The 23,679-nt window shown below is 69.5% G+C and carries 20 protein-coding genes; 12 read left to right on the top strand and 8 right to left on the bottom strand.

Going from position 1 to position 23,679, the window contains the following annotated elements; translation table 11 throughout:
- Positions 1-88: 88 nt before the first annotated feature.
- The 4 genes from ACJA3G_RS02075 to ACJA3G_RS02060 all read right to left on the bottom strand — a co-directional run bounded on the left by ACJA3G_RS02075 (position 89) and on the right by ACJA3G_RS02060 (position 5,725).
- Positions 89-1,309, bottom strand: coding sequence for an ATP-dependent carboxylate-amine ligase (locus ACJA3G_RS02075; protein WP_406551103.1), 1,221 nt, complete (start codon positions 1,307-1,309; stop codon positions 89-91).
- A complete protein-coding gene (locus ACJA3G_RS02070) occupies positions 1,249-1,992 on the bottom strand; it encodes a hypothetical protein (RefSeq protein WP_406551102.1) in 744 nt (247 codons plus the stop codon). The genes ACJA3G_RS02075 and ACJA3G_RS02070 overlap by 61 nt, the downstream gene beginning before the upstream one ends.
- A gap of 107 nt (positions 1,993-2,099) precedes the next feature.
- A complete protein-coding gene (gene gntD / locus ACJA3G_RS02065) occupies positions 2,100-3,107 on the bottom strand; it encodes a guanitoxin biosynthesis L-enduracididine beta-hydroxylase GntD (RefSeq protein ID WP_406551101.1) in 1,008 nt (335 codons plus the stop codon).
- Positions 3,108-3,124: 17 nt separating this feature from the next.
- Positions 3,125-5,725, bottom strand: coding sequence for an amino acid adenylation domain-containing protein (locus tag ACJA3G_RS02060; RefSeq protein ID WP_406551100.1), 2,601 nt, complete (start codon positions 5,723-5,725; stop codon positions 3,125-3,127).
- 790 nt (positions 5,726-6,515) lie between these two features.
- Between ACJA3G_RS02060 and ACJA3G_RS02055 the strand changes: the two genes are divergently transcribed.
- Positions 6,516-7,736, top strand: coding sequence for a helix-turn-helix domain-containing protein (locus ACJA3G_RS02055; protein WP_406551099.1), 1,221 nt, complete (start codon positions 6,516-6,518; stop codon positions 7,734-7,736).
- Between the two features lie 271 nt (positions 7,737-8,007).
- Here ACJA3G_RS02055 and ACJA3G_RS02050 read toward each other — a convergent pair whose 3' ends face one another.
- The 3 genes from ACJA3G_RS02050 to ACJA3G_RS02040 form a co-directional block, all read right to left on the bottom strand.
- Positions 8,008-10,071: a hypothetical protein gene (locus ACJA3G_RS02050; RefSeq protein ID WP_406551098.1), complete on the bottom strand. Its 2,064-nt coding sequence runs from the start codon at positions 10,069-10,071 to the stop codon at positions 8,008-8,010.
- Positions 10,049-11,335 carry a helix-turn-helix domain-containing protein gene (locus ACJA3G_RS02045; protein ID WP_406551097.1) on the bottom strand — a complete coding sequence of 429 codons (1,287 nt, stop codon included), beginning with the start codon at positions 11,333-11,335 and terminating at the stop codon, positions 10,049-10,051. Before ACJA3G_RS02045 ends, ACJA3G_RS02050 begins: the two co-directional genes overlap by 23 nt.
- A gap of 447 nt (positions 11,336-11,782) precedes the next feature.
- Positions 11,783-11,983, bottom strand: a complete 201-nt coding sequence (locus ACJA3G_RS02040; protein WP_406551096.1) for a hypothetical protein — start codon at positions 11,981-11,983, stop codon at positions 11,783-11,785.
- Positions 11,984-12,457: 474 nt separating this feature from the next.
- Between ACJA3G_RS02040 and ACJA3G_RS02035 the strand changes: the two genes are divergently transcribed.
- From ACJA3G_RS02035 to ACJA3G_RS01990, 10 genes are all read left to right on the top strand, one after another.
- A complete protein-coding gene (locus ACJA3G_RS02035) occupies positions 12,458-13,558 on the top strand; it encodes a GNAT family N-acetyltransferase (protein WP_406551095.1) in 1,101 nt (366 codons plus the stop codon).
- Positions 13,551-13,928 (top strand): nucleotide pyrophosphohydrolase, encoded by a 378-nt coding sequence (locus tag ACJA3G_RS02030; protein WP_406551094.1) that lies wholly within the window; start codon positions 13,551-13,553, stop codon positions 13,926-13,928. The genes ACJA3G_RS02035 and ACJA3G_RS02030 overlap by 8 nt, the downstream gene beginning before the upstream one ends.
- Positions 13,925-14,599 (top strand): hypothetical protein, encoded by a 675-nt coding sequence (locus ACJA3G_RS02025; protein ID WP_406551093.1) that lies wholly within the window; start codon positions 13,925-13,927, stop codon positions 14,597-14,599. Before ACJA3G_RS02030 ends, ACJA3G_RS02025 begins: the two co-directional genes overlap by 4 nt.
- Positions 14,596-15,882, top strand: coding sequence for a hydroxymethylcytosylglucuronate/cytosylglucuronate synthase (locus ACJA3G_RS02020; protein ID WP_406551092.1), 1,287 nt, complete (start codon positions 14,596-14,598; stop codon positions 15,880-15,882). Before ACJA3G_RS02025 ends, ACJA3G_RS02020 begins: the two co-directional genes overlap by 4 nt.
- A gap of 14 nt (positions 15,883-15,896) precedes the next feature.
- Positions 15,897-16,889 (top strand): cytosylglucuronate decarboxylase, encoded by a 993-nt coding sequence (blsE, locus tag ACJA3G_RS02015; RefSeq protein WP_406551091.1) that lies wholly within the window; start codon positions 15,897-15,899, stop codon positions 16,887-16,889.
- A 55-nt stretch (positions 16,890-16,944) separates the two neighbouring features.
- A complete protein-coding gene (gene blsF / locus ACJA3G_RS02010; RefSeq protein WP_406551090.1) occupies positions 16,945-17,883 on the top strand; it encodes a CGA synthase-related protein in 939 nt (312 codons plus the stop codon).
- 52 nt (positions 17,884-17,935) lie between these two features.
- Positions 17,936-19,099, top strand: coding sequence for a DegT/DnrJ/EryC1/StrS family aminotransferase (locus ACJA3G_RS02005; protein ID WP_406551089.1), 1,164 nt, complete (start codon positions 17,936-17,938; stop codon positions 19,097-19,099).
- A 68-nt stretch (positions 19,100-19,167) separates the two neighbouring features.
- Positions 19,168-20,490, top strand: coding sequence for an MFS transporter (locus tag ACJA3G_RS02000; protein ID WP_406551088.1), 1,323 nt, complete (start codon positions 19,168-19,170; stop codon positions 20,488-20,490).
- Positions 20,487-20,675: a hypothetical protein gene (locus ACJA3G_RS01995; protein WP_406551087.1), complete on the top strand. Its 189-nt coding sequence runs from the start codon at positions 20,487-20,489 to the stop codon at positions 20,673-20,675. The genes ACJA3G_RS02000 and ACJA3G_RS01995 overlap by 4 nt, the downstream gene beginning before the upstream one ends.
- Before the next feature lie 165 nt (positions 20,676-20,840).
- Entirely contained in the window at positions 20,841-22,460 is a 1,620-nt protein-coding gene (locus tag ACJA3G_RS01990; protein WP_406551086.1) for an ABC-F family ATP-binding cassette domain-containing protein, read from the top strand.
- Between the two features lie 449 nt (positions 22,461-22,909).
- Here ACJA3G_RS01990 and ACJA3G_RS01985 read toward each other — a convergent pair whose 3' ends face one another.
- Positions 22,910-23,293 carry an HAD family hydrolase gene (locus ACJA3G_RS01985; RefSeq protein WP_406551116.1) on the bottom strand — a complete coding sequence of 128 codons (384 nt, stop codon included), beginning with the start codon at positions 23,291-23,293 and terminating at the stop codon, positions 22,910-22,912.
- Positions 23,294-23,463: 170 nt separating this feature from the next.
- Between ACJA3G_RS01985 and ACJA3G_RS01980 the strand changes: the two genes are divergently transcribed.
- Positions 23,464-23,679, top strand: a 216-nt coding sequence (locus ACJA3G_RS01980; RefSeq protein ID WP_406551085.1) for a hypothetical protein, incomplete at its 3' end; no start/stop codon positions are given.

Here is a 23,679-nt window from a genome sequence, read left to right as displayed (position 1 = left end):
GAAACGGGGGGAGACGGCCGACGAACGACCAGAACATCGCGGCCTCTGATCTCTGGTCTCGTGAAGTGACGGCCGTAGGCTGTGGCCTTCACGACACGTTCTCCGTCACCAGTTCGAAGGCGTCCAAGACCTCCGTCATCCGGTCCTCCACGGCCTGACGGGACGGGCCAACAATCTGGACGTAGCCGGCAGAGGCGTGGGAGGCCCGCTGATCGGGCAGGTCGTCGCCGCTCGCGACGTTCATCCGGCCGTGAACCACTCCGGGCAGGGAGAGCAGCGTCTCCAGGGGCGTGACCTTGACGACGCGACCGGACTTGTAGGGAAGCAACAGGTCACCGGCACAGCGCGGCGCCGAGTACTCCAGCGATGGCACGCGGCCCAGGTATGTGTCGAGTGTCGCAGCCATCATGTCGAAGTTCCGGGCGAGCCCATGGTTGGAGGGCAGCTCGCAGCCGGCGAGTCTGGCTCCCACCTCGCTCATGTGGATGCCACCGTCGTCCGATCGAAAGAACTCCATGTGCAGGTAGCCGTGATCGATGCGCATACCGTCGACGAGGCGCTGAACCAACCCCTTCGTGTCGATGCCAAGTTCATCGTCGACGCCGAGGCTGATGGAGCCGTTGATGCCGCCGTGGACGGTCTCCAGCAGCGCACACGGCGTCCACGAGACGTAGGTGTCGAGGACCCGTCCGTGAGCGACGAGGGCGCACAACTGGTACTCACGCCCGGTGAGGAACTTCTCCACCATCCACCGGCGCGAGGAAGGCAGGGGAAGGAGCCTCGCGAGATCGTGCTCGTCGTCGAGCTTGTAGGTGTCGATGGATGACCAGCCATCGACCGGCTTGAGGATGAGCGGCCATCCGTGCAGGGACGCGAAGCCGAGGACGTCGTCGCCATCCGCGACCTCAGCGAACTCCGCGCAGGGGATGCCGATTTCCCGGAACCGCCGCTTCATCGCGGTCTTGTCCCGGACCCAGGCGACCTGCTCGGCGTCGAGGTGCGGCAGGCCAACGAGGCCGGCGAACCTCTGGGAGATCTCCTGCAGCGGCTCCTGCGGGTTGCAGAAGTGGCCCGGTCGTGCCGGGAGCCCCGCCACCCAAGTGAGGTAGCGCTCAGCCTCCCGCCAGATGTCGGCGTCGGCGGCAATGGTGAACGTGGGGATGTCCGCCGTGCGCAGGAGGTGGTCAGCGGGCAGCGAGGAGAGGTGCTCTTCGAACCTCAAGAGCACGAGGTCGAGATCGTCTCGGCTCAGGACGTGATCGGTGAAGGTGCCGGGCCGGCCATCGACGAGCAGGAGACAGGGACGCATGACTTCTCTCCGGAGAGGACGAGGCGGACTAGGTCGCTGAAGCGGATCTGTACTTCGGACGCGTACTCGGGCGCGACCGGGATGGTGAACGTCGGGGCCAGCAGGGCCCTGGCCCGGGCGAATACGTCACGGGAGATCGCGCATGAGTCGCCCTCGGCGGGGTTCCAGGGGAAACCGCCGGAGTAGAGCGACTTGCGGTTTCTGAGGGCGGGGTGGTCGAAGAGGACATACCGATCGAGCGCAGATGTTTGAGTGGATCGTTCCTCCGGGAGCCGAAGGAATCTTTCGCGGTGTTCGGCGGTGGGCGTGACGATGCGGACACCCAGCTTCGAGTCGCCTGGCCCCGGCGGTGCAAGCTCCATGCCCGGCAGATCGCTCAGGGCGTCCCGCAGGATCGCCTGGTTGCGTTCGAGGCCGTCACAGGTCTCCTTGAGCCGTCGTAGCTGCCGTAGCTGGATGGCTTGGACTGCCTCACTGACCCCGAGGCAACTCCCGCGAATCCCTCGGTGCCGGCCATGGCACCGTCTGGGGGGGACTGCGCCCAGGGCCTGGGCGCAGTCCTCAATGGCGAAGCGGACATGGGGAATGCCGACGTCCCTGCAGTCGAGATGGACGACGATCACACGCTCGGCGTCGCCCGGGAGCAGGCTGGTATCCAGAGCCGTACCGGAGGAGCGCCTCATCGTCGATGGCCGTACGCACTTCAGGTAGGTCCCACCAAGGCAGATGGTTGACCCCATAGGGCAGGCGCCGAATTCCATTCGCCCGCTTGCAGCACAGATCCCCTACCTCAGCCGATCACTCGGCAGGAGGATGAGCGACGCAGACTGCGCGAAGCGCGAAGGTTCCTTGTCACCGTGAGCTTCTTGAGCCAGCGGTCACGTCCGTCGTACTTCGCGCGGAAAGGACGTCGGCCGTGCACCGCGGTGAAGTTGTCGACGTAGACGATGTCGCCCGGCTCGAGAACGACGTCGTACTCAGCGACCATGAGCTTCTCGCAGATCTCCTTGAGCGCCTCCTCGGCCTCGGGGTCGGTCCCGAAGGTCGTCATGTAGAAAGGGTCAAGTCGCAGGTAGGGCTCATCGGGGTGACCGAAGAGGACGGCCACGGGGTCCGGACTGTCCCGCAGCTTCCGGATCTCCGACAGTCCGAAGTGGGTTCCGTCGTCGACGGTCTGACCCAGGTGCTCGGTGTCGGGATAGATCACGTAACGGGGCTCGGAGAGGATCTTCTTGGCATCTTCGCTGAGCTCGATGTCCCGAATCGAGGCGACCGTCGTGGGAACCCGATCGAGGTTACGGATGCAGAGCAGGCCGACATAATCGCACCGATGGGGATGGAAGGCGTCCTCGGTGTGCCACCCGAGCAGGACGTCACTGCTGTGGCCACTCTGCTCTTGCTCCACGCCCGGCAGGGGCAGGACGTTCTGAATCAGACTGCCCTTCTGGAGGGTCGACCACCCGTAGACCTCGCCGAGGCACATACCGGTGAGCGCGAGGAAGAGTTCTTCCCTCCGCAGCGAGTCGGGTTCGGCCCAGCTCACCGGGGTGGGCTCGATCCCGTCCGGGTCCAGGCGGAAGCCTCGGATCGCGAACGCGCTACCGGTCTCCGCGTTGCGGAAACCGCTCAGCGCCTCGCGCAGACCCGCGGGGACGCCGGCCAGATACCGCCACGCAAGGTCGTACAGGTCACCGGACCTCGGGTCGTGCCCCGCTCGCACGATGTCCTGGATGACAGCGTCGAGCGCCTCGACATCTTCTTCGCTCAGCACATAGGTCACGAGCGTCTTGGGGGGCATGCGTGTATCCGCCTCTCTCATTTAACGGCTTTGACGGCGACCATCGAGTCGGCCCACCAGTAGGTGCAGTCACTCGGCGGCGCGAGATCGCGCACCACCTCCACCGAGAAGGAGGAGAAGTGCCTGAGCAAGCTGCGCTGGTGGGAGCGTCCGAGGGTGTCGATCTCGTTGGTGTAATAGGAGAAGACGCCTCCGGTCCGAAGATGGGCGGCGGCCGTCTCGAAGAAGCTCTCCGCGTAGTTGGTGCTGTGCACGACCGTGTCGCGATACTCGCGCTCGTTGGTCGGATAGGTGTCGAAGAAGATCGCGTCGAACTGTCCGAGCTGGTCGATCACCCCGTCCCAGAACCCGCGAACCAGCCGGATGTCGCGGTCCGGGTAGCCTTCGCGCCACCGTTCGAACGCACTGATGACGTCTTCGTTCGGCTCGATGACCGTGTGGGAAGCTGCTCCGAACTCCTGGATGAAGGTGGCCGAGATTCCCATGCCGAAGCCCACCTCCAGCACGTGCCCTCGGCTCTCGGTGACGTGGGCCGCCATCGCCCGCATCAGCGGGCGCTCCCAGTCCTGCATGACCTCCTGGCCCTCGATGACCAGCTGCGAGGGCGTGTATCGAGCTCCGCTCCGATCCCAGGACCCATTGATGACAGGTCGGTCGACGCCGCGTATCTGCGACGCGACGAGCCGGTCCAGATGCTCCAGATCCGACTGGAATTCACTGAGGGAACGTTCCAGCATCCAGGTGCGACGGTGGCCAATCGGTGTCCCGAGGAATTTCGGATCCCTCACCGAGACCGTCACGTCGAACGCTGCGGAACGCGTCTTGAAGGTCTCCTTGGTTTCGGAACGGGCAGAGTCGCGCCGCACCAGGTCCTCCACGAGCTCCGTGAGATCCGACAGACGGCTGTGCTCCATGAGTTGACGCAGCGGAACCCGGACTCCGAACACCTCGCCGATTCGCGCACTGAGACGTGCGATCTTCAGCGAATCGCCACCAAGATCGAAGAAATCATCTCCACCAGTGGCCGGGGCAGCGCCCAGCAGCGACTCCCAGATCTCCGAGAGCTCGGCTTCCGTGCGAGAGAAGGACCGGCCCCCCTCAGGGTCGGCGACGATACGCCCGGCGGCGGGCAGCGCCGCCCGGTCGACCTTGCCCCCAGGCGTGAACGGCAGCGCGTCGAGCGTTGCCCACTTCGCCGGGACCATGTGGTCGGGGAGCCGCTTCCGGAGATGCTCGGCGAGCTCCCGCACATCCACCTCTCCCACGACGTACGCCGTGATCGCGACCTCGTCGCGGTCCTTTTCGGCCTGAGCGTGAGCCGCGCGAACGCCCGGATGAGTGCGCAGAGCGTGCTCTACCTCGCCGAGCTCCACCCGGAAACCACGGATCTTGACCTGGCCGTCCCGTCTGCCGTGAAACTCAAGAACGCCGTCCGATCCCTTGCGGACCATGTCCCCAGTCCGATACATGCGTGTACCGGACTCACCCGCGAACGGGTCGTGCAGGAAGCGGGCGGCGGTCTCCTCGGCGCGGTTCAGATAGCCGGCGGCGACTCGCGGCCCGGAAATGAACAGTTCCCCGACAGCGCCGTCCTCGACAGGGTGCAGCTGTTCGTCCAGCACATAGACACGGGTTCCGGGAAGCGGCGACCCGATCGGGACCGGCACTGACGGGTTCTTCCCCTCAGCCATCGCCGGAGTGACCGGGTACACCGTGGCGGTGATCGTGCCCTCAGTGGGCCCGTAGCAGCAGATGACATCCGCCGGAACGTCCTTGGCGAACCACTCTTGGAGGTCCCCATAGCGGATGACGTCATTGCCGATGTTCAGCAGCCGCAGGGTGCGCAGCCGGGGATCGCGGCGTTCGACATGGGCGAGCGTCTCGCGGAGGTAGGCAGGAGAGATGTCAACCACCGTGATGCCCAGCTCCGCGATCTTGTCGGGGATCTCCTGCGGCATCCAGAAATCGGCGTCGGGCAGGACAAGCGTGGCCCCGCTGAGGACCGCGAGGCCGATCTGCTCGAGTGACACGTCGAAGACCGGGCCCGCCAGCATCAGGATCCGATCGCCGGAGCCGCAACCGTAGACGTCCCTGACTCTCGTCAGGTGGTGGAGGAACGCCTCGTGGCTGACCATCACGCCTTTGGGCGTGCCGGTCGAGCCAGACGTGTGGATGACGTAGGCGAGATCCCGCGTATGAGGCGCCGCCGTCGCGAACGCCGGCAGACGTTCAACTTTCAGGCCGCGCCCAATGAGAGCGTGGACCTGTGCGGCTTCAACGATCGACTGCCTGCGCTCGGCCGGTTGGTCCGGATCGATCGGGACGTGGGTCCCGCCGGCCCGGAAGATCGCCAGGAGCGCCACGAAGTGGTCGATCGAGCGCGGGATCTCCACCGCGACCCGCGCTCGATGCGCGACCCCCAGGTCTCGCAAACGGATCGCGAGCTGCGTCGCCTGCTCGTCGAGCTCGGCGTAGGTCAGCACGGCATCGCCATGCTGGATGGCCGGCGTGTCGGGTGTGAGCAGAGCGTACTTCGCCAGGTGGTCGGCGAGGGTCCTGGGGACCGGCTGCCCCGGGCCGTCCAGGGGTGGTGCGCCACGCCGATCGGCGTCTGCCATCGTCCGGTGCTCCACGTGTGCATGAAGGGCTGACAATCGAGACCCTCCTCCGTATCTCCTGTGGTCCAGCGGCAGCGGTCGAGCCCTGCCACAGTTGCGCTTCAGCCAAAAGGAGCCCCGGCCGCATAGCTGGGAGATCCTCGGCGCTGAGACGATGTTGCTTCAGTTGCCAAAACGATGTCAATACTTGACAACTTCTCTTGCCTACGATGTGCCTGGACGGCAACTCACCTTTGCCGGTGGCGAAGACCTCGTCCAGGTGCCATCCGTCCCCGGGTCACGGCCGGCGTCGGCGCAACTGCCTCGCGGACTCCTGGCACACCAGTGGCGGACGGTCCCGCAGGAGACCTCGATGCCCCGCTCGGGCAACAGCTCCTGGACCTCGCAACAGAGAGCGGCCAGCGGGGCCACAGCCACACGCAGCGGGTGATGATCTCCGCCGGGCAGCGGTCACCCTTGGCGAGCGCACCGCACTGCGTACTCCGCGGCCAGACGTTCCCTGGACGATCAACAGCAAGGCCGTCTCGCGGGTCCAGCTCAACGGGACCATGCCTCAGCCGGGCCCCGGCTCAGGTGGCGAAACGCAGATCGCCCCCGGCAAGGTGGGCCACTGTGGCAAGCTTACGAAGCTTCGTCACTGGGTGTCCTAAAGTAGTAGGCACAGGCCCCCCAGCACGACTGTAATGCCAGAACTTTTCACCACCTTGCCAACCCTGGCAACGACGTGGCGGGTTCTGAGTGATCTGACACAGCCGCCCTGCACGTACGTGAATCGATCTGACGGTGGAACGTGGAATCTCTGAAGCAGCCCGACTTCGGGCGCCGCCTCAAGCAACTGAGAACCGAGCGACACCTGTCGCAGGCGGCCCTTGCCGGTGAAGGCATGTCGACGGGTTATCTCTCCCGCCTGGAGTCCGGCGCCAGGCCGCCCACCGCGCAGGTGGTCGCCTACATCGCCCAACAACTGAACATCACCGTGGAGGAGCTCTCAGGAGAGCCCAGTGAAGTCAGTTCCCTTGCACGGGCACTCATTTCCGCGACCTCTGCGGGGTCGGACGCGGCAGTGGAGGCATTGGCGGACCAGGGGGCCCTCGACCCCGAGGAGGACCCGCTATTGCGCGCCCAGGCTCTCTGGCTACTGGCTGATGCGTCAGGACGGACTGGACGCCGAGAAGAGGAACAGGACTATCTGGAACGCCTCGTCTCACTCAGTGATGACTTGCGGCTCGATGACCTGAGGTCCCGAGCCCGGTCCCGGCTGGGCCGCTCCCTCCGGGCGACAGGAGCGATGCGTTGGGCAAGGGAGATCGCAACAGGGGCCTTGGAGATCGCTCGCGGAACGCCACTGGACGCGCCCGAGATCGCCGGTGCTCTCATTACGATGATCTCCATCGAGGCCGAGGACGGACAGCTCACTACTGCCCTGTCCTACGCGGATGAACTGCGCGAGCTCGTCCCGGATGACAGACTCGACCTGCGGGTGGAGGCACTGTGGGCGTCGGCGACCGTCCGAGTGCGGCTGGGCGACTACGCGACCGCGGAGCGGCACCTGGAAGAAGTGCTGCAGCTCCTCACCACGCACCACGACCCGAATCTCTGGCTCCGCGCCAGGCTCGCGACCGCCTCCCTGTTTCTGCAACTGTCCCCACCCAACACCGAGATGGCGCGCCGCCGGCTCGTTGAGGTCTCCCACGCGGTCGAGATCACCGGAAGCCCCCTGTACCGCCAGGAGATGGAGCTTCTCTTTGCCTACCTGGCCTACCACGAAGGCCGGTTGGCCGACGCCAGGGCGGGCTGCCAAGCACTTCACGACTCCACGCTGTTGCTTACCTACCGTGACAAATCGCGGCTGGCGGCGCTCGACGGCCTACTCCTCATCAGTGAAGGAAAGACCACAGAAGGTACAGAGACTCTCGAGCGAGTGGCGTCGAACGCCCGTGACGAGGGCAGCTTGGATCTCGCCGCCGACATCTGGCGCCTCTTGGCCAAAGCACTGGCAGGACTCCATTAGGTCGAGGGGGAGCTTGCTGGGGGGGTGTCTGGACCGGGCCGGCCGCGCTTGGTGAGGAAGGCGTGGGCGGCGGTGACCAGGGAGACGTGGCGGTGCGGGCCGGTCCAGGAGCAAGTCCGCAGCGCCGTCACACAAGGGCCACCGCCACCCGGTGGAGGTCATTACGGCGGGAACTGGCGTGCCCCCCCCTTCAGCGCTGCGGCTACGTCGTCCGGGGGGGGGGAAGGATTCCGCGAAGACGGGGGCACGCACGTCCGGGACGGCTCGGGGATCAGCTCGGCACAACGCCGAAGTGGCGGCGGGCCATCGTCACGGCGAGGTCCTGCACGGCGTACGCGGTCAGGTAGTAAGCCTGGGGCGAGGTGTCGGCGGACAGGCTCAGAACGAACTCGGCCTCACGGTCCTCATCGGGCGCGACACGGATCCTGTGCAGGGCAGGCTCCACCGCGCAGTCGGCGCGCAGGTAACGCGGAACGTAAACGCCGAGCCGCAGCGGGCCGGTGCGGGCGCCACGAACCACCAGCCGTACCCGGAGGGTGCCGCCCTGGGGCACCTCGTCGTCGGCATGGATCAGCACCGTTGGCGCGCCGGGCAGCCGCAAGGAGACGTCCCCGCAGCGCGGGCAGATGACGCACTCGGTGTCGAGCGCGGTGGGCACCAGGGCCCTGCGGGTGTACCGCTCGGCGGGCCGACCGCAGTGGCACTTCACCTGCGTCGCGGAGGACGTGTCGAGGCGACTGCGGTCGCCGAAGTGGGCCGGGTAGTCGCTGAGCTCGTTCTCCGGGTCCTCGGCGATCCGTGCAGCTATGGCCTGGTCCAGGGACTGCAGATCGTCCAGGAGGCTGCGCATCGTGCCAGTCTGGTCACGGACCGCCAGTGAGCGGCGGGTGACCAGTCCCTCGACCTTGGCGGCGAGCTTGCCCAGCCGGGGACGCAGCGGGTTGTTCGGGGGCAGCAGCCCGCCGGCGAGGTAGGCGGTGAGGCGGGCGGAGGTGGTGAGGAGCAGCGGCTCGGGGTCCACGGACGGCGGCTCGGGTATGGGGCTCGCGTCGTCGGCGGCCATGCCGAAGTGGAGATAGGCGGGGAAGGGCTGGGCGGTGGAGATGCCGGCATTCAGGCTCGGGGCGGAGGGGGCTCCGGAGAGGGCGGCGTCCATCCAGACCCGGTTCTCCACGCGGTCGGAGTCATGGATGGTGACCGCGGCGACAACGTCCTTGGCGGTGCCGTCGATCGCGTTGAGCATCAGCTGGTACTTCGGGTCGTACATGGCCGCGTCGGCGAAGGGAGCGTTGTTGCACGAACTCAGGACGATCTCGGCGGCGCGGACCTCGCGCAGCTGGATCAGCTTGTCCATGGGCTTGTAGCAGGTGGGACCGTAGGCGCAGGCCGGACCGAGAAGCCCTGGGGCACGCGGGGCGGTCTCGTTCAGGCCGCACACGGTGAAGTCGGCGAGGTTGAGCGAGTCGTCCTTGCCGTGGCCCTGGAAGAAGATCCGCCTCCAGCGGGCGCCGAGAATCTCGGTTTTGATGTCCTCGCTCCCCACGTCGCGTTCGTCGCGCAGGTGGATGCCCGCCGGGGCCAGGGGGCGGTCGGTGGAGGTGTACAGGCCCAGCCGCTGGACGTCCACGGCGATGCGGGCGTACTGCTTGGCGGTGAACCAGGCGAGGGACGCGGCGTCACGGCCGGTGAGGAAGGTGAGCGACACGTCGGCGCGGTGGGCAGCAGCCAGCAGGGCGGCCCACAGCGGGTCGAGGGTGAAGTGCTCGTACAGGCCGGCGATCACCAGGGAACGCGCGGGGGCCGGTCCGGATGCGCCCGAAGTACCCCCGTCCCGGCTCCCCTCAAGGGTGTCACCCTCCTTCGCCGTGCCCCCGACGACAGGCCCGTCCGCCGGGCCGTCGTCCGGACGGCTCTCCGCCGCCCCCGTGGTCCCAGGCCCGCCCGTGGGGGTGCCATCGCCGGGACCCTCCGGCGCTCGGCGTCGCGTGCCCAGTTCATCGAAGAGCGCGGCTGTGAGTTCCTTCTCGTCGAGCCACTCCTCGGCGAGCGGTGCGATCAGTGCCGCAAGCCCGGCGGGCAGGGTGCCGGGGCTCAGCAGGATGCCGCGTGCGTGGGGAGCCGGGCGGCGCACACCCGCGTACACCGTGGCTGCGCGCCCGACTGAGGCGACGAGGTCCGGGCGGCCACCGGTCCACACCGGGACGGTCGCGGGCGAGGGGTCGGTGAGGAACTGCTCGACGGCCGCGGTGTACGCGGCCGGGTCGTCCACCGTCAGGAAGGGGGAGGAGGCCGGGACCGCCGTCCCGTCGGCGTCAGCGTGGAGCGCGGACTGCATGAGCGGGTGACTCCTTCATGGAAGTTCGAGGGCTCCCGGAGGCCGGGGCGGCCTGCCTCTCCGAGGCCCAGGCCAGAGTCTCGGCCAGCGTGCGCCAGATCTCAGAGGCCAGGTGGACGTTGGAGGCGCTCTGGGCCTCCTGGGCAAGTTCCTCGATACGGCGGACGCCGGCTTCGCGGTCGCCCTCGAGGATGCGGATCTGGTGGGCGAGGACCTCAAGCCGGATCCGGTCGCGGAAGGTCAGCTGCGGCAGGGCGTCGGTGAGCTGTTCGCACAGCCCCTTGGCCTGAGCCAAGTCCCGCTGGTGAAAGGCGAGATGGGCCTTGATGACGAGAAGCTCCTGGCGGTGCAGCGGGCCTCCGAAGACACCCAAGGCGCGTTCGGCCTCGGTCAGCCACTGTTGGGCCTCGGTCACCCGGCGCGGGGTCATCTGCAGGTACAGGGAAGAGGCGGCCAGCCGCAGCCGCAGCATCAGGTCGTCGTGGCTGGGCAGTTCGGTCAGGGCCCGCTGCAACAGCTCGGCGGCGCCCGGGTAGTCGCCTTGGCGGATGCGTACGTTGGCGGCCGACCACAGGGACTCGGCACGCAGCACGGGGGGCAGGACATCGATCGGTTCCAGCAGCCGGTCGGCGAGCCGGCGCGCCTCCGTGATCAGGCCCGACTCCGCCGCGACCGAGACGAGCACCAGTTGGGCGCGGATGGTGTCTGCCACGGGGACGGCCCCGTTGCCGGCGGTACTGAGGGCGGTCTGGGCGACGGCGCGGGCCTCGTCGATGTCACCGACGGCACGCAAGCAGCGGGCGAGGAGAGTGCGGGAGCGCACCTGGAGGGTGGGCACCGCGAGGCGGTCGCTGAGCTCGATGAGTTCGCGTGCCGCGGCGAGTTCGTCCTGGCGCTTGCCCTGCTTGGCATGCAGCTGGGCCAGCTTCCACAGGGACAGCCAGCGCAAGGAGAGATCCTCGCCGCTCCCCGCCTGGACGGCCTCACCGAGCAGCCGTACGGCGTCGTCGGTGTCGTCCGAGGAACTGGCGGAGGCGAGGGCCTGACCCAGCAGCGAGGTGTGGGTGCCCGAGAAAACGGACGCGGGCACACCCAGGCGCCGGGTGAGATGGTCGAGCACCTTGGCGGTCGGGCGCCGGGCCCCGGACTCCAGGCGTGACAGATACGCGGTGGACAGGCCCCCCTCGGCAACCTCGGCCTGGGACAGGCCCTGCTCCTGTCTGAGGGTCTTCAACAGCTGTCCGAACTTGGGCTGTTCGAGCACTTAGCCATCCCTGCCATCCCTGAGCCTGTTGGTCCCCGTGAACGGAACCATATTCAGTGCGGGACACAAGGTTGTCAACTCTTGGCAACCCTGGCCGGCGAGGGGGCGGCGACCCGGCAACCCGGGCCGGGCGCCGGGACTGCAGAGGTCGCAAGCCGCGCCCGGGCACCGCTTCCGCCCTGCGTGGGACGCCGCGGCGGCCCGCCGCTCCCATGCCGGGACGCGGAGCGGGCCGTCACGGCGAGCGGGCGCCGGCCGCGGAGGCCCGGCGCCCGTCGGCGGGTCACGAGCAGTAACCCCACGGCCACCACACAGGCCACGGCCCGCGGCACTGGGCGCTCCGCACAGTTCAGCCCGTCACCGCAGACGCCGTACAGGTCAAGGCCGGTCACCGCGGCCCGTACCGCACAGGGCGCAAACCCTCTCCGCAACCGGGCGACCCGCAGGTTACGGCCAGTCGATGCGGTCCCCCACGGCGGCCGTAGCGGACTGCGCGCGGACGCCGTGCGCGCCGTGAAGCGGCCAGTCGATCCTCACGTGCGCGGCCTGGACCGTACGGCCCTCGGGGCCGACGTGGACGGCTGCCGGCCCGAGTGCGAGGACGGCAGCCGACAGGACGGCGGTGGTAGTGCGACGGGCGTTCATCATGAGTCTTCCCCCGGAATGTTGAATGCGGTGGTGTCTGTAGGCCCACCGGAGGCTGGTCAGTGCACGGCCGGGCCGGGCCGGAACGGGGTGTTCCCGGAAGCCGGCGGCGGGCCGCTCGATCAGTTCGAAGCTAGATCACTTGCCAAACTTTGACAATCCTCGATGAGTGATTGACAAACTTGTCCGGCCGCGCCTAGCGTCCTGCCACGAACGAGAGAGCCGCGGTGATGTCGAGGCCCTGTCCCGGATGTCTCGGCGCCCGCCGCAGCGGGCGCGCGGTGACGACAGGGCGTGTGGTCCCGCGGCAGACGGCGACCCACGATGCGGAGTCCCATGGCACCGACCGTCGGCTGAAGAAGACCCCGCCCACCCGGTACCTGCGCAAGTCCCGTGCCACGCGGGAACTTTCGGCCGGACGGCACCTGGTGTGAACAGCGACAGCAGCCCAGCGACCCAGACCAAGGTGATCACACGGTGACAGCCCTGACACAGACGCCCTCGCCCATGACCGAGCCGCCCCAGGCCGGTTCCCCGCGCATCCGCGCGGCCGGTGAGGACGACCGGGACTTCCTCAGGTCCCTTTTCACCAGCGCGCTCAGCCCGTTCTACGACGGTGACCACGCCGCGCACGCCGATCGCGTCCTCAATGCGCACCTCGCCTCCGGAAGCGACCCGTTCGGCCACTTCTCCCACTCCCAGCACACCTTCATGCTGTGTTCGGACGACACCCCCGACGCCGAGCGGCTGGGCGTGCTGCACCTGGTGGTCAAGCGCCAGGGTACGGTGAAGATCAGTCCGCTGATCCTCGTGCCGGAGCACCGCAGCCGCTCCAGACTCGGCACCACGCTGTTGCGCGCGGCGGAGGACTTCGCCCGCGAGGCCGGCGCCCGGCAGCTCTACTGCACGGTCGCCGCCGCCAACACCGCCGCGATCGACTTCTTCCTCTGGCATGGCTTCGTGCTGGCGGGCGGCGCGCCCGGCCAGTACAAGTCGGACAGCACCGAGCACATGCTCTACAAGGACCTGACCCTGCGCACGGAACCCGCCGGGGATGACCACAACGGCGCCGTCAACGGCGCCCGCATCCGCCTGTTCCGGCCACAGGACGCGACCGGGCTGCGTGAGCTCGTGCTGCGCGCCATGCAGCCCGCGTACCGGGGTGTGAACGCGGACTGGGTGGACGCGCTGATTGCCGGGCACAACCGGCGGCGCCACGGTGATCTCAACCAGAAGTTCAAGATCATGCACGTGGCGGTGGACGAAACGAACACCGTGCGCGGAGTGGCCGCGGCCGGCCCGAAGAAGGGCCTGTCCGTCAAGCTGATGCCGCTGTGCGCGGACCATCCAACCGTCCTCGCCCAGCTCCTGGACCAGCTGCCCGACCTGTACCGCGGGCTCGGTCGCAAGCTCTACACCCACCAGCCGCCGGATCCCGCCACCACCGCGCTCATGCAGAGCCGCGGCTGGTCCCTGGAGGGCCTGATGCCGGCCGCGTACCACCCCGACACCTGCATCGTTCAATGGGGCCTGATCCTGCCCGCAGCGCCACACCGCACCGGAGACGCACATGAGTGACCTGGACCAGTACGCCGCCGAACTGCACTCCTTCGTAGCCGCACGCGGCTGGGACGCCTTCCAGAACCCCAAGAACCTGGCGATGGCCCTCGGCGGCGAGAGCGGGGAACTGCTGGCGCTTCTGCAGTGGCTCACCCCGGAGGAGGCCGCGGCGCGCCCCTTCGAGGACCCCGAGTTCCGCCGCGAACTCGCCCACGAGCTTGCCGACATCCTCAACTATCTGCTGCGGCTGTCCCGTTCCGCCGGTATCGACCTGCTCGCCGCCGCCCGCGAGAAGCTCGCCGTCAACGAGCAGCGCTACCCGGTGGAGCTGGCACGCGGCAATGCCCTGAAGTACGACCGGCTGACCGAGGCGGGTGAGCAGGCATGAGCGGCACCACTCCCCTGCCCCCCACGTCCGCTGCCGCGGCGCACACCGCGGCCGGCCGGCGCATCGGCAACGGCCCCACCGGTGGCCTGCGTGTCTTTCTCGCCGCGCCGTTCGTACAGTTCATCGATCCGGCCGATGGCGTGGTCCGCCCGCAGTGGCGGCAGCGGCTGACGGCCTTGCGTGGGGCACTACTCGACGCCGGGCACGCGGTCTTCAATGCCCACCACAACGAGGGGTGGGGCGAGTGGGGTCTGCCCCCACAGGAGTGCGTCCCCTCGGACTTCCGCGCGATGCAGTGTGCCGATCTGGTGCTCGCCTACCCGGGGACCCCGCCCTCGACGGGCGTCGCGCTCGAACTGGGCTGGGCCTCCGCGCTGCGCAAACCCGTCGCCCTGCTGCTCGACCCCGGCACCACCTACAGCCCGATGATTTCGGCACTCGGCGAGATCTCCCCGGTGCTGCAACTGCCGTTCGACGGCAGCTGGTCCGCGCAGGGCCTCGACGGCGCGGTCCGCACCGCCCTGGACTGGGCGGCCGGTCTCGGCGTCCGGCCGGGGCCGTGGAGCGCACCCGAGCTGGACCCGGCCCTGGCCTACCACCGGCACACGACGGACCGCCCCCACACGCCCGCGGCGGAGCCGGCCACCGCGGAAACGGCGGTGCCGGCATGACGACCGCAACGCCGACACTCCCCCCGGCCGATGGGCCCGGCGGGCCGCCCGCCACCGTGACCGTCGCCCTGTGCGGTGTCGAGTTCGGCTGGGGCAGCGCCGGAAAGCTCGGTGCGATCGTGCACACGCTGCGGGCGGAGCACGGCGACCGCGTGCGCTTCGTCGGGCTCGGCTCGCGGCTCGGCCGCGAGATCGTGCGCGGCCACGGTGTCGAAGAGTGGCACGACGTCGACCTCACGGATGCGCGGGCGCTGCGCGCCCTGGTGGACGAGCGGTCCCTGGACGCCGCCGTGTGCGTCCTGGACCGGGCCGCCGCAGTGGCGCTGGAGGACGCCGGCTGCCCCGTCGTATTCGTCGACAGCCTGCCGTTCCTGTGGACGAAGGACGATCTGGACAGCCTCCCACTGCAAGCCAGCGCCTACTGCGCGCAGCTGGTTCCCGGGCTGCCGGATCCGGCCTGGCCCGTGCTGGCCCGGGTGGAGAACCTGCGCTGGGTCGAGTCGGTGGTCGTCCCCGGGCCGGCTCGGACAGGACGCGCGATGCGGCGGGCCGGCGAACGCCGCGCGGTGGTCAGCCTGGGGGGCCTGCTGTCACCGCTGCTGGACGATCCGTCCGCCTACCTGTCCCTGACGGTGCCGGCCGCGCTTGAGGCTCTCGCCGCGTGGGGCACCCGGCAGGTCACGCTGTGCGGCAACGTGCCCGAGGGGGTGTTCGACGGCATCACCGTTCCGGCGGACCTCGACGTACGAAGCGGCGCCCTCGGCCACCAGAGCTTCCTGACCGAGATCGCTGAGGCCGACGTCCTGCTCACCTCCCCCGGTCTGACCACGCTGCTGGAGACCAGCACGCGCGGGGTGCCCGTGGTGTGCCTGCCCCCGCAGAACATCAGCCAGATCCTCAACGCCTCCTTCTACGCGCAGGCCACCGAGGCGCCGGTCGCCGAGTGGCCCGAGGAGGTGTTCCGCGCCCAGGAGGTGCTCGACGCCCGCCTGGTCACGGCACCCGGTGACGTCGCGGACGACGGTGGATCGCCGGGCGAGGATGCCGCCCTGGAACTGATCTACGGCGGGATCGCGCGCGCCGCCCGCACCCCCGCACCGGTCCGCGCGGCCCTGACCGAGCGCATCGGCGCCTGCCTCGCCGCGGTCGAGCGGCAGCAAGGCGAATGGACCGCCCTGGCCCGGCTGGTAGGCACCGGCGGCGCGGCCCAGGTCGCCGACATCGTGCTGGCCACCGCGGCTCGCCGCGGCACCAGTCGCCGCCCCGCCGACCTCCCTTCCTGAAAGGCTGACCGATCATGCAGGAACGACACCGGTATCTGTTCATCCGTGTGCTGGAGGCATGTAACGCCGACTGCTTCATGTGCGAGTTCGCCCTGTCCCGGGACACCTACCGGTTCACCCCGGAGGACTTCGCCGAATTGCTGCCGGAGGCGGTGGCGAAGGGGGTGGGTTACGTCCGCTTCACCGGCGGCGAGCCGCTGATGCACCGGGACGTCGTCGATCTGGTGCGTATGGGCACGGAGCACGGCATGCGCATGTCGCTGATCACGAATGGCATGTTCCTGCCCCGCTTCGTCGACCGGCTCGCCGACGCCGGACTGGCCCAGGTGATCGTCAGCCTGGACGGCTCCTCCGCCGCCACCCACGACGTCTACCGCCGCTCTCCCGGCATGTTCGACAACGGTCTGGAAGGGCTGCGCCGGGCGAAGGAGTTGGGGATCATCCCGCGCGTCAACTCCGTCGTGGGACCCCACAACTTCGCGCAGATGCCCGAGCTGCAGCGGGTACTGACCGACCTCGGAGTCCAGCAGTGGGAGCTGTCCGCGATCAAGCTGGACCGTGAGATCCGCTATCCGTCGGCGGAGGAGGTCATCGCCGCCTGTGAGCCCATCTACACCGCCGACCCGACCACCACGCTCGTACCGCTCGGCAAGCGCTTCTACGGCGACACACCCGAGGAGCAGAAGGCCTTCTTCGAGGAGTCCCTGCCGCCGCGCGCCTCGGAGCCGCTGTGTCTGGTCACCGACGACGTGATCTACCTGGACGGCAAGAACGGCCGGATGTTCTCGTGCAGTTGCCTTCCGCACAAGGAGGGGGACGAGGGCCCCGGCGGCGCGCCGCTGCGCACCGACGACGGCAAGGTCACGCTCGACAGCCCGGTCTTCCGCACCCACGCGGATCTCTTCAAGCAGCAGGGTCCGACGATGTGCGGCGGCTGCTCCGCGACCGCCGCCGGCTACAGCGACGACCTCGCCCGCATGGGCGCCGTACCGGCCTGGCGCTACTGACGGCCCCGCCTTTCCCTCACGCCCGCGTCTGGAACCGACCGCGCCCGGAGCCACCATGTCCTCACCCACCACAGCCCCGCATCCCGCCCCGCCGCGGCTGCGCGTTCTCGCCGCCGCCCGACCCACGCTGGAGTCCCAGGCCGCGCTGCGCCACGTCAGCGCCCACCTCACCGAAGTCGAGCTGACCGCCGAACCGGACGCGGGCCCCGCCCTCGGAGCCGCCGTGGTGTGCGACGACGATGTGCTCGCCGCGCGCCTGAGCGCCTCCGGTGTGCCCGTGGTATTCGTCGCCTCCGGTGGCCCCCCGCCCGGCGACACCTGGCCGCCGTCGGCCGTCCGCTGCCTGCACCGGCCGGGCTGGCTGGGCGGGCAGCGCGCCATGGGTGTGCACACGGTCGGCACGATCGCGCCGCCCCGGGCCGCCCGGGCGCGCGCGGCGCGCGGCGCGGTCCTCCAGCTGTCCACACCGGATCTGCACCCCGCCGACCACGCGGCCGTCGCCCGGGCGGGCGCAACCCTGCGCACCGCCGCGGAAGCGGCACGGTACGACGGGAAACCGCTGCTCGGTGTGGTCCTCGACGCGCCGGTGTCCGCCCGGCCCGCCCTGCTGTCCGCAGCCGGAGAGGACACCGGCACGCTGCCCGTCATAGGGGTCGAGGAGGCCGCCACGGAGCGGCTGCTGGCCGAGGCGTCTCTGCTGGTCTCCTCGCCCCTGCTGACTGCCGTCAACCAGGCGCACGCCGCTCGGGTCCCGCTGCTGCTGCTCCCAGCGCTGGACGCGGACCAGGCCGGTCGGCTTGCAGGGATCACCGAGGCGACCTGCATCGAAGTGCTCGACGCGACCTCACCGGACAGCTCGGCCGCCCGCGCCGTCCGAGGTGCCGACCCGCTCTGGAACAGCGTCTCCCGGGCACTGGAGCACGCCGGCGACGACCGGCGCGGTGCCCAGCGCGTCGCCCGTCAGGTCCGGCAGCTCCTGCTCGCCCCGTTCTGACGCGGCCTCTCCCCGCACCCCCTGCCAACCCACCTCGAACGGAAGCCCGCTGATGCTGCGTCCCCTCCCCTACGGCGCCAACTACCTCTCCCTGGGGGACACCCCCGAACTGCACCGGTCCCTCGACAACAAGGTCCTCTTCCGCTACAGCGCCCCTGCGCCGAGCAACGCCGACCTGCTGGAGGCGTACGCCGCCGAGCGGCTCGGCGCGGGGCGGGCGCTGACCGTGCCGAACGGCACACAGGCCCTGCGCGTGGCGCTGATGGGAACCCGACCGCGGATGGGCGACCCCGTGTACATACCGGCGGTCACGTTCGTCGCAGTGGCCGGTGCCGTGCTGTCCTGCGGACTGGTTCCGGTCCTCGTCGACGTCGATGAACGGTTCGGCCTGGACGCCTCGCTGCTGCCCGCGGACGCGGAACGAGTGGTGGTGGCGCACATGGAGGGCACCGTCGTCGACCTGCCCGAGCGGGTGCCGTACCTGATCGAGGACACCGCGCAGGCCATGGGAGGACGCCACACGGACGGGCGGCACGCCGGCACCGTCGGCTATGCGGGCACGTTCAGCTTCCACCACGCCAAGATCCTCACCTCCGGCGAGGGCGGCCTGGTCGTGGTCCGCGACCCCTCCCATTGGGACGTCCTGCGCTCCTACACCGACCACGGCTCGGCCCGCGAGCAGGGCAAGTACCCGGGCTGGAACCCCGGCGCGTTCTACGGCGAGAACTTGTGCGCCAACGAGGCCGTGGCCGCCGTACAGCTCCAGCAGTTCCGGCGGCTGGACGAGATCCTCTCCTCTCTGGAGCGGCACTACGCTCTGACGCTGGAGACGCTCGGCGAGCGCCCGGACGTCACCGTGATCCCCAAGCGCCCCGGTGACGTCAAGACCAGCGTGCGACTGCTGCTGGAGTCGCGACACCTCCGAGACCGGGCCATAGAGCGGCTGGAGGAACGGGGGCTGCCCTGCTGGAGCCTGGACAAGTACCTTTTGCCCGAGCACCCGGTGGTGGCGGGCCGCGCCTCGCTGTACGCGGATGGGTTCCCGTGGAACCTGGCCGACGGCGACGACCGTTACGCGCCATTGAGCCGGGACGGGTTCGCCGCAACTCGCGACGGGCTGAGCCGCACCCTGTGCGTACCGCTCACCCCGGAACTCGACGAGGCGGAACAGATCCTGCTGGCCAAGGAGATCGCGGCCGTCGTTGCCGCGCTCTGAACGGCAACCTCCCTGCCCGGCGGACCGTCCCTCCTCGTGGACGTCCCCACGAGAACCGAGAGAATGCCATGACCCACGCCGCATCCGACAGCCGGCCCGACATGCCGTCCACCGAAACCGACTCCCGGACCCCGCCCGCCGGGAACCGGTTCCTCACCGTCCTGAGCGACAAGAACATGCGCGCCCCGCTGCTGTGGAGCATCGTCGGCCGGTTCCCGCTGTACCTGGTCACGCTCGCCCTCGTAGTGTTCGCCACCTCGCGCGGCACGGGCTACGGCTCCGCGGGCCTGCTGCTGGCCTGCTACACGCTGGGCGGTGCGGTGCTTGCGCCGGTCGTCGCCCGCCGCGTCGACGTATACGGCCAGACTCCCCTGCTCCTCCTGACCGGTGCCGTCCACCCGCTGGCACTGATCGGCCTGGTGTGCACCGCGCCCGACGCCCGCATCCCGCAGCTGGTGTGCGCGAGCGTCGCGGGCGCCACGATCCCACCGGTCAGCGGCTGTGTCCGGTCGCTGTGGAGCGCGCTGCCCAGCGGCCGGGAGGCGGCATTCTCCCTGGAAGCGGTGCTCAGCGAGGTCTTCGTCATCGGCGGACCGCTGCTGCTGAGCGCCGTACTGTTCTGGGGGACCCCGGCCACGGCCCTGGTCGTCGGCGGCCTTCTGGCGGGCGTGGGGGCCATCGGTTTCGCCACCACGCAAGCCTCGCGCAACTGGCGCGCAGAGGAGACCGAGAGCGACCTGCTGGGCGCGCTGCGCTCGCCGGGCCTGGTCCGGCTGCTGGCCGTTCTGGTCTGCGCGGCCGTGTCCATGGGCGTGTTCAACCTGGTCCTGCCGGCCTTCGCCGAGGAACACGGCTCCGCGGACAGCATCGGCCTGATCTTCGGTGCCTGGGGCATCGGCGGGCTCGTCGGCGGGCTCTGGTACGGCAGCCGTACCCGGGACTGGCCCGCCGAACGCACCTTCGCCGTCGGCCTGCTCATCCTGTCTGCGCTCACCGCGCTGCCCCTGCTCGCCTGGGACAACTGGTCGATGGGCGTGGCCCTCGCCCTGGGCGGCGTGGTCATCGCCCCGGTGACGGCCGTGGAATACGAACTCGTCGCCCGCACGGCCCCGTCAGGCGCCATCACCGAGGCCTTCACCTGGGTCATCACCGTGAACGTCGTCGGCACCGCCGTCGGCGCCCAGCTCGGCGGTCTCCTCGTCGGCGCCTACGGCACCTGGGCGGCCTTCGTCGCCGCGGTCGCCGCCCTGCTCGCGGGCGCCGCCGTCGCCTTCGCCGTACGCCACCGGTTCACGGCCCCGGCCGGCACCCCCGGCTCTACCCACCCCGATCCGGCGGACCCGGAACTGTACGACTCCACCGCCCTCCATTTGCCCAAGGAGGACGCATGACCGCTCCCTGTCGCTCCCTGCCGCTGGTCGACGGACGTCCGGGCGGTTTCACCGAATACGTCATCGGCCGGCACGCCTCGTCGGGCCATGTGGACGTGGAGGGCAGCGACGTGGCCGAAACCATCTCCCGGATGCAAGCAGCGCTGGACCATTTCCGAATGGAAGCCCTCGACCAGGCAGCCTGAGCGGATGCCCTGGCGACCCCGGGGGACCCCCGGCCGCCAACGGCCCGGAAAAAATGAGCAGCCGTCGACCAAACCCGCATGGCACCGTGGTCCGGGAACCGCCTGCCACACAGCACGCCGGCGCACCCACGCCGTATCCGTACAGCAGACAAGGACACAGGAAAGATGGGACATCTGGAGGCCGCTCACCTCGAGTACTACCTGCCCGACGGGCGGACGTTGCTCGGCGACGTGTCGTTCCGGGTGGGCGAGGGAGTGGTGGCGGCCCTGGTCGGCGCGAATGGCGCCGGCAAGACGACCCTGTTGCGGCTGCTGTCCGGCGAGCTGAAACCGCACAGCGGCACGGTCACGTCGAGCGGCGGTGTCGGGGTGATGCGGCAGTTCGTCGGCTCGGTGCGGGACGAGAGCACGGTCCGCGACCTGCTGGTGTCGGGGGCGCCGCCAGGCATCCGGAAAGCCGCGCAGGCCGTGGACGCGGCCGAACGCCTGATCATGACGGTGGACGACGAGGCCGCTCAGATGAAGTACGCCCAGGCCCTGGCCGACTGGGCGGAGGCACGCGGCTACGAGGCGGAGACCCTGTGGGACATGTGCACCGTGGCCGCGCTCGGCGTGCCGTACGAGAAGGCGCAGTGGCGTCAGATTCGCACGCTCTCGGGCGGTGAGCAGAAGCGGCTCGTCCTGGAGGCGCTGCTGCGCGGTCCCGACGAGGTTCTCCTGCTGGACGAGCCCGACAACTACCTGGACGTACCGGGCAAACGGTGGCTGGAGGACCGGCTCGCCGAGACCGGCAAGACCGTGCTGTTCGTCTCGCACGACCGGGAGCTGCTGGCACGGGCCGCCGAGCGGATCATCGCGGTGGAGCCGAGCCCGGCCGGCTCCGACGTCTGGGTGCACGGCGGCGGTTTCGGCACCTTCCACGAGGCGCGGCAGGAGCGGTTCGCCCGATTTGAGGAGCTGCGCCGCCGCTGGGACGAGAAGCACGCCCAACTCAAAAAGTTGGTACGGGACCTGCAGCAGTACGCCGCGCGCAGCGACGACATGGCTTCTCGTTACCAGGCGGCCCGGACCCGGCTGCGCAAGTTCGAGGAGGCCGGTCCGCCGCCGGAGCCACCGCGCAAGCAGGAGATCCGGATGCGTCTGCACGGCGGGCGCACCGGGGTGCGGGCCGTCACCTGTACGCAGTTGGAGCTGACTGGGCTGATGAAGCCCTTCTCTCTGGAGATCTTCTACGGCGAGCGGGTGGCGGTGCTCGGCTCCAACGGTTCGGGCAAGTCGCACTTCCTGCGGCTGCTGGCCGGGGAGGACGTGGCGCACACGGGCACGGTGAAGCTGGGCGCACGGGTGGTACCGGGTCACTTCGCCCAGACGCATGCGCATCCCGAACTGATGGGGCGCACCCTGGTGGACATCCTGTGGACCGAGCACGCCCAGGACCGGGGGGCGGCCATGTCGGCGCTCCGCCGCTACGAGTTGGACCGGCAGGGTGACCAGGCTTTCGACCGGCTCTCCGGCGGGCAGCAGGCGCGCTTTCAGATCCTGCTGCTGGAACTGCAGGGAACCACCGCCCTGCTGCTGGACGAGCCGACCGACAACCTGGACCTGGAGTCGGCGGAGGCCCTGCAGGAGGGGCTGGAGGCGTACGAGGGGACGGTCCTGGCGGTCACCCACGACCGCTGGTTTGCCCGATCCTTCGACCGCTTCCTGGTGTTCGGCAGCGACGGCGGGGTACGCGAGACGCCGGAGCCGGTGTGGGACGAGCGCCGCGTGGAGCGGGCACGCTGACGGAGTGAAGCGTGTGTCGTTCAGAAATGCGTCGCTGCAGCTGGGGGGCGCCGTCCAACAGCTGCTCCTGGACCCGTCGGACGGGACCCCCGCCCAGCGGGCTCAGCCGGTGCCGAGTTGCACCGGATAGTGGATGACGACGACCGCACCGCCGGTGGCGTAGTTGGCGACATCGGCGGCCACTTGGCGCCCTGCGGCGACGCTCTTGCCACAGTCACTGCCGCAGCGTCAGCGAACTCGGCTTCGAAGACCGCGAAGTACGGGCGTCTGTCCCTGCGTCGCTGCGACGCCGAAGGTGTAGCGCCAACGCGAGCCGGCCGGGCAGGCGGGTGACCAGCGGGAGGTGGTTGGTCACGTAGCAGTCGCGGACGCGCTCGCAACCGGCGAGTTCGGGGTCATCGTCATGCCTGCGGCCCGGGCCGCTTCTACGTCGGCGGGAGCGTCCTCGATCACCAGGCAGTCGAGGCCGGCACCTTGAGGAGCTGGGCCGCGCGTAGGTGGCCCTCCGGATCGGGTTTACCCCGTCGGACCTGGCTGCTGTCGACCAGGATCGGAGGATCGGGTGGCCCGCCTGCGCGGAGGCGCTGCCGGACCGTGGGTGTTCGGCCTGAGGTGACGATGCCCCACCGGCGGTCCCGCAACAGGCGCAGCACCGCGGCGGCGTCGGGGTTGGCGATTGCTGCTTGCAGGCGCTCTGCCCGGCGCGCTCGTCGTTGCGCGTCGGTCCGAGGGCGGGTTCGTGCTCGGTCAGCGTGCGGCGGACTCGGGTGCCGTAGACATCGTGCAGTTTCGGATAGCGGCCCAGGAACCCGGCCGACGCGCCCCTCTGTCACCGCCTGGTCCGTCAACTCCGCTTCCAGAATTGGACGTTTCCGAGCCGCCGTCACACGATTTCAAGTCATTCACGTGACGATCACTTGATCTTCACATGCCATGTGAAATATCACATGGCATGTGAGCCGTTCGGATCCGCCCGACGGCCCCTCTTGCAGGGAGATCCACTATGAAGCGTTTGACGTTCCTCACTGCCGCAGTCGCGAGCCTGAGCCTCGCCGCCCTCACCCCGGCAATCGCGGTCGCCGCCCCCGCGAGCGCCACCGACACCGTGGTCTCCTGCGGCAACTCCGGCCTGCAGTCCGGCCTTTCGACCCGCCTGTGCGCCGAGGTGAGCGGCAACACCGTCACGTTCGTCGGCAAGGTCGGTCTCGCCGGCCCGCCC

The organism is Streptomyces sp. YS-3, from assembly GCF_045257485.1.
Lineage (GTDB): Bacteria > Actinomycetota > Actinomycetes > Streptomycetales > Streptomycetaceae > Streptomyces.
The sequence above is the reverse complement of the archived record's forward strand: the minus strand, read 5'-3'. Positions and strand labels throughout refer to the sequence as shown.

What these genes read in the sequence shown, in the direction of transcription:
- ACJA3G_RS02000 (WP_406551088.1), top strand. Translation starts at nt 19,168, where the DNA reads ATGACCCACGCCGCATCCGACAGCCGGCCCGACATGCCGTCCACCGAA.
- blsE (WP_406551091.1), top strand. Translation starts at nt 15,897, where the DNA reads ATGCAGGAACGACACCGGTATCTGTTCATCCGTGTGCTGGAGGCATGT.
- ACJA3G_RS02020 (WP_406551092.1), top strand. Translation starts at nt 14,596, where the DNA reads ATGACGACCGCAACGCCGACACTCCCCCCGGCCGATGGGCCCGGCGGG.
- gntD (WP_406551101.1), bottom strand. Translation starts at nt 3,107, where the DNA reads ATGCCCCCCAAGACGCTCGTGACCTATGTGCTGAGCGAAGAAGATGTC.
- ACJA3G_RS02025 (WP_406551093.1), top strand. Translation starts at nt 13,925, where the DNA reads ATGAGCGGCACCACTCCCCTGCCCCCCACGTCCGCTGCCGCGGCGCAC.
- ACJA3G_RS02070 (WP_406551102.1), bottom strand. Translation starts at nt 1,992, where the DNA reads ATGAGGCGCTCCTCCGGTACGGCTCTGGATACCAGCCTGCTCCCGGGC.
- ACJA3G_RS02050 (WP_406551098.1), bottom strand. Translation starts at nt 10,071, where the DNA reads ATGCAGTCCGCGCTCCACGCTGACGCCGACGGGACGGCGGTCCCGGCC.
- ACJA3G_RS02005 (WP_406551089.1), top strand. Translation starts at nt 17,936, where the DNA reads ATGCTGCGTCCCCTCCCCTACGGCGCCAACTACCTCTCCCTGGGGGAC.
- ACJA3G_RS01990 (WP_406551086.1), top strand. Translation starts at nt 20,841, where the DNA reads ATGGGACATCTGGAGGCCGCTCACCTCGAGTACTACCTGCCCGACGGG.
- ACJA3G_RS02040 (WP_406551096.1), bottom strand. Translation starts at nt 11,983, where the DNA reads ATGATGAACGCCCGTCGCACTACCACCGCCGTCCTGTCGGCTGCCGTC.
- ACJA3G_RS02030 (WP_406551094.1), top strand. Translation starts at nt 13,551, where the DNA reads ATGAGTGACCTGGACCAGTACGCCGCCGAACTGCACTCCTTCGTAGCC.
- ACJA3G_RS01995 (WP_406551087.1), top strand. Translation starts at nt 20,487, where the DNA reads ATGACCGCTCCCTGTCGCTCCCTGCCGCTGGTCGACGGACGTCCGGGC.
- ACJA3G_RS02075 (WP_406551103.1), bottom strand. Translation starts at nt 1,309, where the DNA reads ATGCGTCCCTGTCTCCTGCTCGTCGATGGCCGGCCCGGCACCTTCACC.
- ACJA3G_RS02060 (WP_406551100.1), bottom strand. Translation starts at nt 5,725, where the DNA reads ATGGCAGACGCCGATCGGCGTGGCGCACCACCCCTGGACGGCCCGGGG.
- blsF (WP_406551090.1), top strand. Translation starts at nt 16,945, where the DNA reads ATGTCCTCACCCACCACAGCCCCGCATCCCGCCCCGCCGCGGCTGCGC.